General features: G+C 33.4%; 12 protein-coding genes. 5 read left to right on the top strand and 7 right to left on the bottom strand.

The features are described from left to right. Nucleotides 1-13: 13 nt before the first annotated feature. From rpsA to lon, 5 genes are all read right to left on the bottom strand, one after another. Nucleotides 14-1,831: a 30S ribosomal protein S1 gene (rpsA, locus tag IPJ23_06690; GenBank protein ID MBK7630369.1), complete on the bottom strand. Its 1,818-nt coding sequence runs from the start codon at nt 1,829-1,831 to the stop codon at nt 14-16. Nucleotides 1,832-1,923: 92 nt separating this feature from the next. Next, a complete protein-coding gene (locus IPJ23_06685; protein ID MBK7630368.1) occupies nt 1,924-2,613 on the bottom strand; it encodes a (d)CMP kinase in 690 nt (229 codons plus the stop codon). A gap of 78 nt (nt 2,614-2,691) precedes the next feature. Next, nucleotides 2,692-4,368, bottom strand: a complete 1,677-nt coding sequence (gene dnaX, locus IPJ23_06680) for a DNA polymerase III subunit gamma/tau (protein ID MBK7630367.1) — start codon at nt 4,366-4,368, stop codon at nt 2,692-2,694. Between the two features lie 5 nt (nt 4,369-4,373). Further along, nucleotides 4,374-4,862 carry a GAF domain-containing protein gene (locus tag IPJ23_06675; GenBank protein MBK7630366.1) on the bottom strand — a complete coding sequence of 163 codons (489 nt, stop codon included), beginning with the start codon at nt 4,860-4,862 and terminating at the stop codon, nt 4,374-4,376. Continuing rightward, a complete protein-coding gene (gene lon / locus IPJ23_06670) occupies nt 4,862-7,303 on the bottom strand; it encodes an endopeptidase La (protein MBK7630365.1) in 2,442 nt (813 codons plus the stop codon). The genes IPJ23_06675 and lon overlap by 1 nt, the downstream gene beginning before the upstream one ends. Nucleotides 7,304-7,437: 134 nt before the next feature. Between lon and IPJ23_06665 the strand changes: the two genes are divergently transcribed. After that, entirely contained in the window at nt 7,438-8,202 is a 765-nt protein-coding gene (locus tag IPJ23_06665; protein ID MBK7630364.1) for an inositol monophosphatase, read from the top strand. Between the two features lie 74 nt (nt 8,203-8,276). Here IPJ23_06665 and IPJ23_06660 read toward each other — a convergent pair whose 3' ends face one another. After that, entirely contained in the window at nt 8,277-8,690 is a 414-nt protein-coding gene (locus IPJ23_06660; protein ID MBK7630363.1) for a transposase, read from the bottom strand. A 79-nt stretch (nt 8,691-8,769) separates the two neighbouring features. After that, the gene (locus IPJ23_06655; protein MBK7630362.1) at nt 8,770-10,608 is read right to left on the bottom strand and encodes a long-chain fatty acid--CoA ligase; all 1,839 of its coding nucleotides are present in this window, start codon (nt 10,606-10,608) and stop codon (nt 8,770-8,772) included. Between the two features lie 632 nt (nt 10,609-11,240). Here IPJ23_06655 and pruA point away from each other — a divergent pair. The 4 genes from pruA to aroE all read left to right on the top strand — a co-directional run bounded on the left by pruA (nt 11,241) and on the right by aroE (nt 16,710). Beyond that, complete coding sequence (gene pruA / locus IPJ23_06650) at nt 11,241-12,878, top strand: L-glutamate gamma-semialdehyde dehydrogenase (protein ID MBK7630361.1); 1,638 nt, start codon at nt 11,241-11,243, stop codon at nt 12,876-12,878. A gap of 137 nt (nt 12,879-13,015) precedes the next feature. After that, nucleotides 13,016-14,233, top strand: coding sequence for an ADP-forming succinate--CoA ligase subunit beta (gene sucC, locus IPJ23_06645; GenBank protein ID MBK7630360.1), 1,218 nt, complete (start codon nt 13,016-13,018; stop codon nt 14,231-14,233). Between the two features lie 159 nt (nt 14,234-14,392). Continuing rightward, nucleotides 14,393-15,811 carry a tetratricopeptide repeat protein gene (locus tag IPJ23_06640; protein MBK7630359.1) on the top strand — a complete coding sequence of 473 codons (1,419 nt, stop codon included), beginning with the start codon at nt 14,393-14,395 and terminating at the stop codon, nt 15,809-15,811. 26 nt (nt 15,812-15,837) lie between these two features. Then, entirely contained in the window at nt 15,838-16,710 is an 873-nt protein-coding gene (gene aroE / locus IPJ23_06635) for a shikimate dehydrogenase (protein MBK7630358.1), read from the top strand.

The raw sequence follows: 16,710 nt of genomic DNA, 5'->3' as shown, positions 1-16,710 counted from the left end.
TATTTAAGAGAATTTATTCAGTCTCTTCTTTTTTCAGAACTTCAGGTTCAGAAACTTCAAAGATTGGGAATTCGGAAGAATCTATCGTTCCCATTTCAGCATTTTGAATGTTCTGTACAGTGACACGTTCTAATTTAAAGTTATTGATGTACTGTTCAATTTCTTCATCAGATTTTTCTTTAAGAGCTGCAATAGCACTTAAAACTATTTTCTTGCTTTCCTTATCAAACTCGATAACTTTCAAAGGTATTGTTGCATCGATAGGGAAGTGATTAGCAATATTTTTAATCTTTGATGTAGAAAGCTGAGTTGTCGGTACAAAACCATCCACGTGTGAAGGAAGTTCAGCAATAATTCCTTTTTCAATTATTCTTACAACCTTACCATCAGTTAGTTTACCAACTGAGTAATCTTGTTCAAAAGTATCCCAAGGATTATCCATAATTTGTTTATGTCCGAGTGATATTTTTCTTTGATCAACATCAACGCCAAGAACTAATACATCTATTCTTTCGTTTTTCTTTACAACTTCCCCGGGATGACGAATTTTCTTAGTCCATGATAGATCAGAAATATGAACTAATCCATCAACTCCTGGTTCAAGTTCTACGAAAACACCAAAGTTGGTAAGATTACGCGCAACGCCTGCATGTTTTGATCCAACTGGATATTTAGCCATTAAAGTTTCCCAAGGATCTGGTTCAAGCTGTTTGATACCAAGAGAAATTTTCTTTTCATCTTTATCAAGACTTAAAATGATTGCTTCAACAATTTGTCCCATCGCAACTATTTGAGAGGGATGCTTAATATGCTGAGTCCAGCTCATTTCGGAATTGTGAATAAGACCTTCAATTCCTTTTTCGATCTCGATGAAAGCACCGTAATCAGTTAGAGATACAACTCTACCTGAAACTTTATCACCAAGATTATATTTTTCAGAAATTTGTTCCCAAGGATGTGGAAGAAGTTTTTTAAGAGAAAGTGAAATTCTTCTTTTCTCTTCATCAAAGTCTGTAACAACTATTTTTATAGTTTCATCAAGTTTTACAACTTCATTTGGATGGTTGATTCTTCCCCAGCTAAGATCTGTAATGTGGATAAGACCATCAACGCCGCCAAGATCAACAAACACACCAAAATCTGTAATTGCTTTAACTGTACCTTCAAGAATCTGTCCTTTTTCAAGGCTCGTAAGTATCGCATTTCTTTGTCCAGAAATTTCTTCTTCAACAAGTACTTTATGTGATACAACTACATTTTCTGTTGGAACGTTAACTTTAACAACTTTGAAATCCATTGTCTGACCAACAAACGCATCAAAGTCTCGGATAGGACGAATATCAATTTGCGAACCTGGTAAGAATGCTTCCATTCCTAAAAGATCAACAACCATTCCGCCTTTAATCCTTTTAACAATTTTACCTTCGATAATTTCACCAGTATCGTGTGCTCTAAGAACTTTTTCCCAGATTCGCAAGAAGTCAGCTCGCTGTTTACTAAGAACAAGATTTCCTTCTTGATCTTCAACACTTTCGAGTACTACTTCAATTTCTTGACCGACTTTTAAATCAACGCCTTCAAAAAATTCACTACGTGGAATTGTACCTTCGGATTTAAAACCAACATCAACGATAACATTATCACCCATGATTCTAACAACTTTCCCCTTAATCATCTCGCCTTCTTTAACATCTCTAAATGAATCTAAGTAGAGTTTGGCAAGCGCCATAAACTCTTCTTGAGAGTATTCTTCATCGTTAAATTTATTCTTGGCTTTTTCATACTCATCGGGTGTCACAGTTTTTAGAGTCGTTTCTTTTTCTTCGGACATTCATCCTCCTAAAAATATTTTTCTGTTTTTCTGAGTCTCAGCCGGATAGCTCAGGCAAACAGACTATTTAGTTTAACAATAGTTTAGCCGGCTTAAATTCTAGTATCTTTTTTATCAGTGATAATTTTTACTTGATTCAAAATCAATTCAACTTGTTCTGTTATTGTGGTGTTTGAAGTATCAACTTTTATTGAATCCGGAGTTTGAGTTAACGGACTTGCTTCACGATTTGAATCAATAAAATCTCTATTTTTCAAATTCTCTCTAACTTTATCAATAGGAACATCAGTCCCTTTTTCTAAAAATTCTTTAGCTCGCCTTTCAGCCCGCTCATCAATACCAGCGGTAAGAAAAATCTTAACATCAGCATTTGGATAAACAACAGTTGTTATATCTCTACCTTCCATAACAACGCCGCCATTTTTTCCCATTTCTTGCTGTTTCTTTACAAGAATTTTTCTAACGCCTTCAATGCAGCTAATTTCACTAACGTTACTATTCACTTCAAAAGACCGAATCTCTTTAGAAACATCTTCTCCGTTTATAGTAATATTAGTTTCACCATCAACAAAACTTAGAACAATATTTAAACTGTTTGCAAGCTTGATTATTTCATCCGTTTTTCCCATCAATTTTTCTCTTAAAACGAATAAAGTGACCGCTCGGTACATCGCACCTGTGTCTATGTAAAGATAATTTAATCTATTAGCTACAAGTTTTGCGGTTGTACTTTTCCCGGAGCCTGCAGGTCCGTCTATGGCAATGATTAGATTTTTTGACATAGGACACAAAAATATGTATAACTATTTAATTTTCAAACGTTTATAGTGGTTCAAAATATAGAAAATAAGTTGATAATATTAGTTAATTTCACTTCCGCCAAGATCTTCTACAATGATTTTTTCATATGGATCGAGGATTTTGGAAATTTTAGCACTTTTCGTGGGTTTGATCTCTTTATTTGCAGTAGATTTTACTTTTGGAAGCTCATCTCCGCCGAACTTGATATTTACTTTTTTACCAAAAAAATCACTAGATTTTTTATTGATATACTCTTTATGGAGAAGTAGGGAAGACTCAGTTGTTGGGTCAGATGATTCCAAATTCAGATTTGTGCCATCAAAATTTATTGGCTTAACTTTATTAAAAAGCGGAGTTAGCAGAAATGATTTTTCTTTGCAAACATCATCCACAAAGCTCTGCCACTTTTGTGTGATTAATTCAAAATTTAAATCTTTTTGGATCCCTGAAAGTGTTTCTTTGATCGGCGGAACAAATGGTTTTGATTTTACATTTGATTCAATTTTAATTTCGCTTTTTTTTTCCGGTACAATTTGTTTTGCAGAATATGTTGAAGAACCTTTTTCTTTTGCGATAGAATTTTCGGTAGTAGATTTTATTTCAATACTTCCTGATTCTAACCCTGAAATTATTTCTGAAAGCGTTGCTGATTTTTCCAATCCAACAAGATTTGTTAAAGCGATCTCTATTTTAAGTTTTTGATTGTTAGAATATCTAAGTTCCTGCTGGAGCTTACTTAAGTAATTTAATATTCTTAATAAGTCTCCTTTAGAAAAAGTCTCAATATAATTTGCATATTTTGTTCGATAAACTTCTGCTGTTTCAACAAGTTCTGTTTTTTCCGTTAAGATAACAGTTAAAATATTTCTAAAATGTTCCAGCAATCCATCATTAAAGTCTATAAAATCCCAACCATTCTGATAAATTTTTTCTGTTGTTTGAAAGACGACATTAAAATCTTTTTCAAGTATTGCATCCGAGATTGTAAAAAATAAATCATCATCAATCAAGTTTAACATTTTAGCGACTGTTTCAGAATCAATCTTATCCCCGCAAAATGAAATTACCTGATCAAATAAACTTTGTGCATCGCGCAATGCACCGTCAGCTTTTTTCGAAATTAATGTGAGTGTCTTATCATCAATATTTATTTTTTCTTGTTTTGCAATATTACTTAATGTGCTTTTAATAGTTTCAAGCTGAATCCTTCGAAAATCAAATCGTTGGCAGCGTGAAATAATTGTAAGTGGAACTTTGTGAATATCTGTTGTTGCAAAAACAAAAATTGTATGTGCTGGAGGTTCTTCCAACGTTTTCAGAAATGCGTTAAACGATTCCTTTGTGAGCATGTGAACTTCATCTATAATATAAATTTTATATTTGCCGCGTGTTGGTGCATACTTAACAGATTCACGCAGTGTACGTATTTCATCTATACCACGATTTGATGCGCCATCAATTTCAATGATGTCCATTGTCTGTGAATCGTTAATCGTTTTACACATTGCACATTCATTACACGGTTCAAAATCCTTTGGATTTTCACAATTTAAAGCTTTGGCAAGTATTCTTGCGGTTGTTGTTTTACCAACACCACGTGGACCTGTGAAAATATAAGCATGTGCAATACGATTTGTTTTAATCGCATTTTTTAAAGTTGATGTTATATGTTCCTGACCAACAACATCTTCAAATTTTTGCGGTCGCCATTTTCTAGCAGTTACTTGATAAGCCATATACTTTAAATAATTTCTTTACTTAAAAAAGTTACTAATTCTTCAAGATATTTTTTGTCTGTTGTATTAAATGAAGCATATTCTGTGCTATCTATATCCAAAACTCCAAACAGATTTCCATCTATAATTATTGGAACAACTATTTCAGATTTTGATTCGACATCACAAGCAATATGACCTGGAAATTTATCTACATCATCAACAATAATTGTTTCTCTTTTTTGTGCAGAAGTGCCACAAACCCCGCTGCCGAGTTTTATTTCAGTGCAGGCAACTTTTCCCTGGAATGTGCCGAGATAAAGTTTTGATCCATCAAAAAGATAAAATCCCACCCAACTGATTTTTGAAAAAGTTTGTTTTAGTGCAGCAATAAAATTAGAAAGATTCGTAATCAGATTATCATCCTTATTCAATAGGTTCCTAATCTGTTTAACTAATAGTTTATATTGCTCATCCAAAGAAATAGAGTTATTTATGGTTAATGATTCTGACATTAACTATTTTTTTTAGTTTTATTCGTTTTTTGTTTTGATGCTGGTTTAATCTTTTTCATATCAGGAAAAATATAGGGGATAGCCTCTTCCAATTTTGCAATAGGAATTATCTTTAATCCTTCTTTAACTTTTTCCGGCATTTCCTTTAAATCAATTTCATTATCCTTTGGGATAAGGATGGTTTTTATATCATTTCGTTTTGCTGCAAGCAATTTCTCATTCAAACCACCAATTGCAAGAATAGATCCTGTTAAAGTTATTTCACCTGTCATCGCAATACTGTTTGAGGCCGGCATTCCGCTAACAGCAGAAAGCATAGCCATCGCCATTGTTATTCCTGCAGAGGGACCATCTTTTGGAATTGCGCCTTCAGGAAGGTGAATGTGAATTTCTTTCCCTTTGAAGAAATCAGGATTTAATCCCAACTGCTTTGCTTTTGATCGTAAGTAACTTAATCCTGCGTGGGCAGATTCTTTCATAATATTGCCAAGCTGTCCTGTAAGTGTTAACTTTCCTCCACCATTCATAATGGTAACATCAACGGTAAGAATTTCGCCGCCAACACTAGTCCAAGCTAAACCGGTAACACTGCCAATTTTATTTAACTTACTATGTCTATGTGATCTGAACCTTGGTGTTTTTAAATAATCTTCAATCCTGTTTTCATCAATAACTTGCTTGTGTGTTTTTTTCACTTTCCCATTTGCAGATTCTTTAACAACAATATCCCTCGCAACTTTACGGCATACAGTTGCTAATTCTCTTTCAAGATTTCTAACACCTGATTCACGTGTATACTCTGATATTATTTTTTTTATCGCCTCATCTGAAAAAGTTACATGCTTATTTTGAATTCCATGAGCAATAAGCTGCTTTGGCAGGATGTGTCTTTTTGCTATTTCAAGTTTATCATAATCAAGATAACCAGGCAGTTCAATGATTTCCATTCTATCCTGCAAAGGAAGAGGGATATTATATCTAACATTTGCTGTTGTGATGAACATAACCTGGCTTAGATCGTAATCAACTTCGATGTAGTGATCGTTAAATGTGTTGTTTTGTTCAGGATCTAAAACTTCAAGCATAGCTGATGATGGATCACCACGAAAATCCATACTCATTTTATCAATCTCATCTAATAAAATAACCGGGTTTATTGTACCCGCTTTTTTCATCGAATGAATAATTTTACCTGGCATTGATCCGATATATGTTTTACGATGACCACGAATTTCAGCTTCATCCCTAACCCCACCAAGACTTATTCGTATAAATTTTCTTCCAAGAGCTCGGGCAATTGATTTTCCTAAAGATGTTTTACCGACTCCGGGAGGTCCAACAAAACATAAAATCTGTCCTTTCATGTGTTTTACAAGATTAAGCACAGCAATGTGTTCAATAATTCTTTCTTTAGGTTTTTCTAATCCAAAATGATCTTCATCCAAAATTTTCTGAACATGCTTAATACTTAAATTATCTTTAGTCCGTTCATGCCAGGGAATATCAACCAGCCAATCAAGATAATTTCTTATTACTGTTGATTCGGGTGACATAGTTGGAGTTTTCTTTAACTTGTTAAATTCTTCAAGCGCTTTTGCCTCAACATCCTTTGGCATTTTTGCTTTAACAATCTGTTCACGGATTTTTGCAAATTCCGATGTGGATTCTTCATCATCACCTAGTTCGTCTTGCAGAATTTTTATTTGTTCTTGAATGATAAATTTTCGCTGCGTCTTTGCAATATTTTCCTGAACCTTATTATCAATTTCTTTTTCGATTTTCAGAATATCAATTTCTGAGTTAAGAACTTTTATAACCTCGTAATACTGTTCCTTCAAAATGTATTTTGAAAGAATATTCTGTTTTATCTCAATCGACTGATTAATATTTGCGGCAGCGTAAAATATTTTTCTATCCGGCTCTTCAATGTTATCAAATGCGGCTATTGTCTCATTTGGAACATTGCGACTAATCTTAACATAATCCTTAAATAGTTGAGACATTTGCCTAACTAATGCATTCATTTCGTGATCGACTAATGTTTCTGGAATAATAACTTCAATCTTACCCTCAAAAAATTCTTTTCGATCTGTAAACGAAATAATTTTCGCTTGTAATAAACCATCAACTAAAATTTTTAACAAACCATTAGGCAGTTTTAGTATTTGTACAATCTTGGCAACAGTACCTTCTAGATAAAAATCAGTTGGTTTGGGATCTTCTATACTTGATTTTTTTTGTGTTGATAGAAAAATGTACTTTGTATTTTCTAAAGCGTAGTTTGCTGCATTAATTGATTGCTCACGTCCTACAAGAACAGGGAAAATCATATACGGGAAAATTACAATATCTCTTAATGGAAGTATTGGTAAAATTGATGGAATTTCATCAACAAGATTATTTTCTTTATTATTTTTTACTATTTCTGACTTATCGCTCAATTTCTCTCCTTATTTTCACTCGATTTTGAGTCCAAATATACCCAAATACAAATGTGCTATCAAGGAACAGAAAAAGCACAAATTTAGGTGTGTGATTTAGAGTTTTTATATTTGTAAGTAAAACAGAGAGAATTATGATTAAAGATATTTTAGAGATAGCAGGTGTAGCAGGTGAAATTGTTCGTAATGGTTTTGGAAAAAATTTTCAGGTTGAATATAAAACGAATGAAAAAAATCTTGTAACAGAAATAGATAAGAAATCTGAAATTGCCATTATGGATTTTATATCCCGAAAATATCCAACACATAATATTCTAACCGAGGAATCCGGTGAGCATAAAAAATATTCGGATTATTTATGGGTGATTGATCCGATTGATGGAACAACAAACTTTGCACACGGTTTGCCAATTTTTTCTGTTTCTATTGGAGTTATGAAAAAGAATGAAATAATTGCCGGAGTTGTTTACGATGTTATGCAAAATATTTTTTATTCTGCGGAAAAGGGGAGTGGTACTTTTGCAAACGATAAGAAAATAAAAGTTAGTGATAATTATAATATTGGTTTGGGAGTTTTAGTTACTGGATTTCCTTACGATGTTGCAGATAATCCTGACAAGGCTTTTGAAAGATTTGAATCACTAACAAAGCAGGCAAGAGCTGTAAGAAGACTCGGTTCTGCAGCAATAGATTTTTGTTATGTTGCTCGCGGAGTGTTTGATGGTTTCTGGGAAGTTTCTTTACAACCCTGGGATATATGTGCAGGAAAATTATTAGTGGAAGAAGCCGGAGGATTGGTTACAGATTTTTCTGGAAATGAAATTGATATCTTTACCTCACAAATTTTGGCAAGCAATAAAAAAATTCATCAACAGATGATTGATGGATTGAAAATTTAGTTTTCAGAATTATTGTCAGATTCTCACCACGATTTAGCGTGGTGTTAATTTCGAAAAAAAAATTGTTAACGGTTTTAACCGTGTACAAATATCTTATATTTTTCTAGAAAAAGCTGATATTCTTCGCTGAAACTTTTCTTTCTTTGATGTTCTTCCTGTTTCTTAATGTAATCTACCACATTTGGAACTTGCGATTCTGAAACTGAAAAAACACCATAACCTCTTCCCCAAGTAAATTTAGTTTGAGTAAGTCTATTCTGATGAATAAAATGTGAGGAAGCATCTTTGAATAATTTTATACATTCTTCAATTGATAAATTTGTAGGTAATTCAATTAGGATATGAACATGATCACTGTTAACAAAGTTTACTTTCATAAAAATATTTTTTTCCTTTGAGTATTCGAATAGATATTTCGATATTTTTAATCGAGCTTCTTTATTAAAAACATATTGATGATCTAAAGTTTCCCAGAAGAAATTATCCAGATTTTACTGAACGAGTGTGATGACATTTTTTCCTCCAAGACAATTAAACCGTTAAAACGGTTTATTATTTAAGTAAAAACTAATTTATCGGCACAGATCTATCTAAACTTTGGTACATCTGCTCAATCAAATCTTGGTACCTTTCCTCAACATACTTACGCTTGATTTTTAAGCTTGGGGTAATTTCACCGGATTCAATCGTAAATGGTCTGTCTAATAAAACATACTTTCTTACTTTTTCGAAATTAGCCAGTTTTTTCTGAAATTGATCCATTTCCTTATCAAGCATTTTATAAATTTGTTCATCTCGTATTAAATCTTCTACTTTATCATAAGGAATTTTATGTGTATCGGCATATTCTTTTACAGCTTCGAAGTCAGGAACAATCAGCGCAGTTAAAAACATTCTTCTATCGCCAATTAATACAAACTGATCGATGTATTTACTTGCAAGGAACATGCTTTCTATCGGATTTGGTGCAATATATTTTCCCGCGGAAGTTTTGAATAGGTGTTTTTTCCTATCAGTAATCATCAAAAAGCCATTAGGATCAAATACACCAATATCACCTGTGTAAAGCCATCCATCTTTAATTGTAGCTTCTGTTTCTTTTTTATTTTTGAAATATCCTTGCATAATGTTTGGACCCTTTGCAAGAATTTCACCATCACTTGCAATCTTAATTTCAACACCAGGAAAAGGTTTTCCGACAGAGCCAAATTTATAATCATCTACTCTGTTTGCACAAATTACAGGTGAAGATTCTGTTAAACCGTAACCTTCTACTATAATGATTCCTATGGCTTCAAAAAACTTACCTAAATACAGAGGAAGAGCTGCACCACCGGAAATAAAGAATCTTAAATTGCCGCCGGTTTTTTCTCTTAATTTACCGTAAACAAGTTTATCTGCAAGTTTATGTTTTAAGGAAAGTGCAACTGAAATATTACCATTCTTTTTTGCTTCATTAAATCTAACACCTACATCCATAGCCCAATAGAATATTTTTTGTTTCTTTAAAGGCTGGCTATCAACATTTTTAATAATCTTGGAGTGAATTCTTTCAAACAAACGAGGCACACTTGTCATAATTGTAGGTTTAATATCAACAAGATTCTGTGCTACAGTCTCAATGCTTTCCGCATAACAGACTGTACACTTTGCTGCAAAAGCAGTGTAATAGCCAGCCATTCTTTCAAAGATATGACACAAAGGTAAGAAAGATAAGAAAACATCAGTACTTCCAATCGGAAAGCAATCCAATGCAGCCTGAACGTTAGAAAGAATATTGCGATGAGTTAAAACTACGCCTTTCGGTTCACCCGTTGTGCCTGAAGTATAAATTATTGTACAAATATCATCCGGTTTTATTATGGAAAGACTATCTTTTAGAAGTGATGTATGCGCTTTACTAAAAGTTTTTCCTAACTCCTGAACTTTGCTGAACGATAACAGATCTTTAATTTTATCATCAACATCTTTTTCATTTAATAAGATGATGTACTTTAAAGTTTTACATTTGTCTCTAATCTTCATCACTTTATTAAGCTGGAATTTGGTTGAAACAATTATGACTTTTGATTCAGAATTATTTAAAATAAATTCCACGGATTCAGAAGTAAGCGATGGATAAAGCGGAACATCAATAGCGCCCAAACTTAAAATCGCAAAATCGCTGTAAACCCATTCCGGACGGTTTTCTGCTATGATTGCAATCTTATCGTCTTTTTTAATTCCTAATGAAGCTAAACCAAAAGCAAAAGCATCAGTTTCTTCTTTTAGCTGATCGTATGTTATACCAACATATTTACCTGCAACTTTATGTTTTAAGACAAAATTATTTGTTTCTTTGCTATATTCTTCGGTAAGATGCTGATAGAGACGGGGAACAGTGGTTAAGTAATTTAACTGAGCCATATTTTTACTTCTCTCCTTTAAATGTCGGATTTCTTCCCCTGAAAACCGTTATTTAGTTTAAGTTAGCTTTGTCTTTATACAAGTTGTAACGGAATTTTGCGTGACAACCAATAATAATTGACTAAAAATAGCATCAAAAAATTTAAGAGCAAAAGGAAAAATGTTAAAAATGAAACTAGTGGAATTATATCCATAAAGATCTTCAAATATGTCTCCCTTAATTAAATTGAGCAGCCTAACAAAGTGAAGTTTTCAATAATTCTCTATTTAGTAAAGGGAGTACCCGAACGAAATGAACCTTATATAAAGTCTCCCTTTAGTAAAGGGAGATTTCGCGATAGCGACAGAGGGATTTGTTTGTACTAAAAATAAGATTTGAGTACTCAGTAAGTTGAATCCCCCTCGGCTTCGCCGCTTCCCCCTTTATTAAAGGGGAACATTTCTGAAATCAGAAATAATATTTAAAGGTTATCAGGTCGCACCGTTACAAATAGTTAGCAAAGTCACAGAATGGTCCGTGACTTGCCATAAATATCCCTTTTTTACATCCTATTTTGCATTCAACCCAAATTGATAATCCCGCCCAAAAACCTTAATTTTTCAACTACAATTTTTAATTTTTAGGATGTCAAATGTCAAACGCATATTTCAAAGTTCCACAACCAGTAAATGAACCCGTAAAATCATACAAACCGGGCAGCCCAGAAAGAGAAGAATTAAAGAAAAAATTAGCTGAATTAAAATCAAAACAAATAGAAGTTCCACTTATTATTGGTGGAGAAGAAGTTAGAACCGGCAACACTGAAAAAATGGTAATGCCACATAACCATAGCCACGTTCTTGGAATTTATCACAAAGCTGGTAAAAAAGAAGTAGATATGGCTGTTGAAGCCGCTCTTGAAGCTAGAAAAGAATGGGCGGAAATGCCGTGGGAACATAGAGCTTCTGTTTTCTTAAAGATTGCTGATTTATTAGCTGGACCTTGGCGAGCGACAATAAATGCTGCTACTATGCTTGGACAATCTAAAACCGCTTACCAGGCCGAAATTGATTCTGCTGCTGAGCTTATTGATTTCTACCGATTTAATAGTTACTACATGGCTCAGCTTATGCAAGATCAACCATACTCTGGTGGTGGAATGTGGAATCGTTTGGAATACAGACCACTTGAAGGATTTATTTTTTCTGTAACACCTTTTAACTTTACTTCTATTGCTGGAAACTTACCGACAGCACCTGCGATTGTTGGTAATGTAAGTTTATGGAAACCGGCATCAAGCGCTGTTTACTCTGCTTACTGGTTGATGAAATTATTTGAAGAAGCAGGTTTGCCAAAAGGAGTAATTAATTTTGTTCCCGGTTCAGGCGGACAGGTTGGAACACCTGCATTTACAAATCCAAATCTTGCTGGGGTACATTTTACAGGATCAACAGAAGTATTTCAGAATATGTGGAAAACGATTTCAGAAAATCTTAAGAATATGAAATACTATCCACGCATTGTTGGTGAAACTGGCGGTAAAGATTTTATATTTGTTCATAATACTGCCGATGTTGATGCACTTGTTGTTGCAGCATTGCGCGGTGCTTTTGAGTATCAGGGACAAAAATGTTCTGCTGCATCAAGAATGTACATTCCAAAATCTTTATGGAAAGAGTTTAAAGAAAAATATGTTGCGGAAGTTGGTAAGATTAAAATGGGAGATATAGAAGATTTTACAAATTTTATGGGCGCTGTAATTGATAAGGGTGCATTTAAATCAATAACTGAATATATTAAGTTTGCAAAAGAATCTAATGAAGCCGAGATAATAACAGGCGGAAATTTTGATGATTCAAAAGGTTATTTTATCGAACCAACAACTATTGTAACAACAAATCCAAAATTCAAATCGATGGAAGAAGAAATTTTTGGACCGGTTATGACAATATATGTTTATGATGATAACAAGCTGGATGAAACATTAACCCTGTGTGATGAAACTTCTCCTTACGCATTAACAGGCGCTATCTTTGCACAGGATAGAAATGTAATTGTTAAGTTATCTAATAGACTTCGAAACGCAGCAGGTAACTTCTATATAAATGATAAACCAACAGGTGCAGTAGTTGGGCAACAGCCGTTTGGTGGCGGTAGAGCTTCCGGTACAAATGATAAAGCAGGTAGTGCAATGAATTTGATGAGATGGATGACAGCAAGAACGATAAAAGAAACTTTCGATCCTCCGAAAGATTGGCGTTACCCGTTTATGAGTGAAGAAGGCAAATAAAAATATTTTAGTCATTTCGATCCCGGTTTTAATCGGGAGAGAAATCTTAATCGTTATTACTAAAACAGATTTCTCATTCGATGACTCCTTCGAAATGACAGCAAAAGAGTTTATTAAAAATAATTCAAGGAAAATAAATGAAAATACACGAGTATCAAGCAAAGGAAACATTAAAGAAATTTGGTGTTCCTGTTCAAGATGGTATTGCAATAAAAAGCATGTTAGAGTTTGATGATGCTATTGCAAAATTACAGCAGCGTGGTATAAATCAGTTTGTGGTAAAATCACAAATACACGCCGGTGGAAGAGGGAAAGGAACTGTTTATGATGTGATAAACAGAGATTTAGTTGTTCTTGAAGGAGGAGTTAAATTTACTACTTCACCTGAAAAAGCTGCTGAGTACGCTGAAAAAATTCTTGGTAATGTTTTAGTTACTCATCAATCCGGAGCAGAAGGAAAAGTAGTTAAAACACTTTTTATAACTGAAGGATTAGATTATAAAACAGAACTGTATCTCGGAATTTTATTAGATCGTGCTGTTTCTAAAAATGTAATTATGGTTTCTACAGAAGGCGGAGTTGAAATTGAAAAAGTTGCTGAAGAAACTCCGGAAAAAATTATCAAAGAATGGATCGAACCTGGTATTGGGTTACAGGCTTATCAAGCACGTAAATTAGCTTTTGCACTCGGCCTTGAAGGCAATGCTTTCAAGAGTTTTATCCCTTTTATAAAAGCACTTTACAAAGCATATGAATCAACTGATGCCTCTATGTTAGAAATAAATCCGTTAGTTATTACAAATGATGATAAAGTTGTTGCATTAGATGCAAAAATGAATTTTGATGATAATGCTCTATATCGTCATCCAGAAATTCTTGAATACAGAGATTTAGATGAAGAAGATCCATTGGAAATTGAAGCTTCAAAATTCAATCTGAACTATATAAAGCTGGATGGAAACGTTGGTTGTATGGTTAACGGTGCGGGACTAGCAATGGGAACTATGGATATTATCAAACTTGCAGGTGGTGAACCCGCAAACTTTTTAGATGTTGGTGGTGGAGCTAATAAAGAAACTGTTGCAAACGGATTTAAGATTATTTTGTCTGATCCAAATGTAAAGGCAATTCTGATTAATATATTTGGCGGTATCGTAAGATGTGATAGAGTTGCTCAGGGAGTTATAGATGCTGCAACAGAAATGGATGTTCATGTTCCGATTGTTGTAAGACTTGAAGGAACTAATGCAACAGAGGCTGCTGATCTGCTTGATAAATCGGATCTTCACTTTGAAGTTGCAAAGAGTTTACAGGATGCAGCAGAAAAGGTTACGGCTGTTTTAAAAGTTAATTAATATTTTTTAGAGTCACACTTGGATGTTTCGGCATCGTTGTGTGACACTTATAATTATCATTACAAAAAATTTAACTAACTAACAAATTATACTCGCCTTGATTTTCTTTTTTATTAGTTATAGATTTTTCCTGAAATTATTTTCAGTTAGGAGAACTTAATGTCCTTTTTCGATTCCGAATTTTCTAACGAAGAGGAATTCGATCTGCCCGAAGAAAACTTTGATGAAGAGTTAGCTTCTTGCAAAAAGATTCTTGAAAGCGGTTATGTATTTGATTCAGTTGAAAGAATAGAAGAACTGATACAAGTAGCTATGGATATTGATCGGTATGAAGATGCTTTATTTTTATTGGATAAGTTTTTAGAAATATTTCCATATAACTCAGAATACTGGCTAAAGAAGGGCATAGTCTTAAATGGATTATTCCGTTTTAGTGAAGCTTTACTTGCTTACGATAAATCATTATCTCTCAATCCAAACGATATCGAAACTTTAATTGATAAATCAGCTACAGAAGAAAATTTAGGATTATACGATCAGTCTCAGGAATCACTTGAAAAAGTTTTAACGCTTGATCCTGAAAATGATGATGCACTATTTAGTCTTGGACTACTATTCCAACGAAGAGCACATCTTAAAACAGCAATAGAATATTTTAATAAAGTTGTTGCCCGTGATCCTGAATATTCTGAAGTTTATTATGAACTTGGATTTTGCTACGAAAACTCAGCACAACTTGATAAAGCATTGGAATCATACGATAAATTTTTAGAACTCGATCCATATAATCCAAATGGCTGGTATAATCGTGGAATTGTTTTAGTTAAAATGGAGAAACTTGAACAAGGTATAAACAGTTATGAACTTGCTATATCAATTCGTGAAAATTTTTCGAGTGCATGGTTTAACAAAGGAAATGCGCTTGCAGATCTCGGTCGTTTACACGAAGCTATAACTTGTTTTAAAAAAGCATATGAAATTGATAAGCAGGATGAAACTGCTGTTTACAATATTGCTAATATTTATGAAGAGCTTGATGATTTATCCACGGCTATAAAATATTATACAGAGTCAATCAAATTAAATGACGAATACTATGATGCTTATCTATCGCGGGGATTCTGTTATGATTCGATGGGCAAATTTCAGTTGGCTTTAAAAGATTTTAATAAATCAATTTCTCTTTCTCAAGACAGTGCAGAAGCTTGGTATGCTAAAGCTGATCTTGAATATTCGCTTGGACAGATTCAGGATAGCATAGTGAGCTATACAGAAGCTGCAAGAATAGAACCGGATAATTCTGAGGTGTGGTTTAATCTTGCGGAAACTTATTATGAAATTGGTGAATGGCTAGATTCGCTAAAAGCTTTTGATGAATGTATAAGGATAAATCCAAAAGATGCTGCCTCTTTTTACGGTAAAGCAAAAGCAAATTTTATATTAAGCAGAACTCAGGAAGCTATTGAATGTCTTAAATCAGCGTTTCAATTCGATCCAACCATAAGGATAGAATTTGAAAAAGATTATCCTGACATAAAATCATCAAAGTTATTTAAGAGACTTATAGGCGAAGTTTAAAATTAAATATTTATTATTTATACTTTATGCAAAATTCATTTTATTCAAATACTGAATTAATAGGTTTGATAGGTTACCCTATCAAACAAAGTTTTTCACCATTTATTTTTAATGTTGCTGCTGAATTGACTGGAACTAAAATTCTTTATCTTCCGTTTGAAGTTCACTCAAGTAGTTTAAAAAATGCTGTTAAAGGTGCCGTGGCTCTAGGGCTTAAAGGATTTAACGTGACTGTTCCGCATAAAGTTAAAGTTGTAGAGTATATTAATAAACTTTCTGAAGAAGCCGCTGTAATTGGATCTGTTAATACTGTTGTAAATGAAATAGGCAAACTAATTGGGTATAATACTGATGTAAGTGGAATTCAGGAATCACTTTTACCTTATAAATCCCAAATAAGTGGAAATGAAGTTTGTATAATTGGTGCTGGTGGCTCAGCAAGAGCGGTGATTTATACACTTATCAGAAATTTTAAACCACAGAAAATTTATTTGGTTAACCGCACTGAGCAGCATGCAGAGGAACTTAAACAGCATTTTAAATCTAAAATGAAATTTGATAGTATCGTCCCGAAAGAACTGCAGCAGCCAGATTTAATTAATATTCTAAACAATTGTTCATTAATAGTTAATTCAACTCCAGTAGGTATGTATCCAACTGCTGATGATAGTGTATTAAGTACAGCAGATGTTTTTGTAAAGGATCAAATTGTTTTTGATTTGATTTATAATCCTGTTAAAACAAAGTTTTTACAATTGGCTGATTCCAAAAATGCAATCACAATAAATGGATTAAGTATGCTTGTTCAACAGGCTGCAAAATCCTTCACTCTTTGGACAGGGAATGAATTTCCCACTGAGAAAGTTTATAAATCTCTTCTGCTATACGTAGCTAAATAA

Source organism: Ignavibacteriales bacterium (assembly GCA_016709765.1).
Classification (GTDB): domain Bacteria; phylum Bacteroidota; class Ignavibacteria; order Ignavibacteriales; family Ignavibacteriaceae; genus IGN3.
Note: the sequence above shows the minus strand (reverse complement) of the source record. Positions and strands in the feature narration are given on the sequence as shown.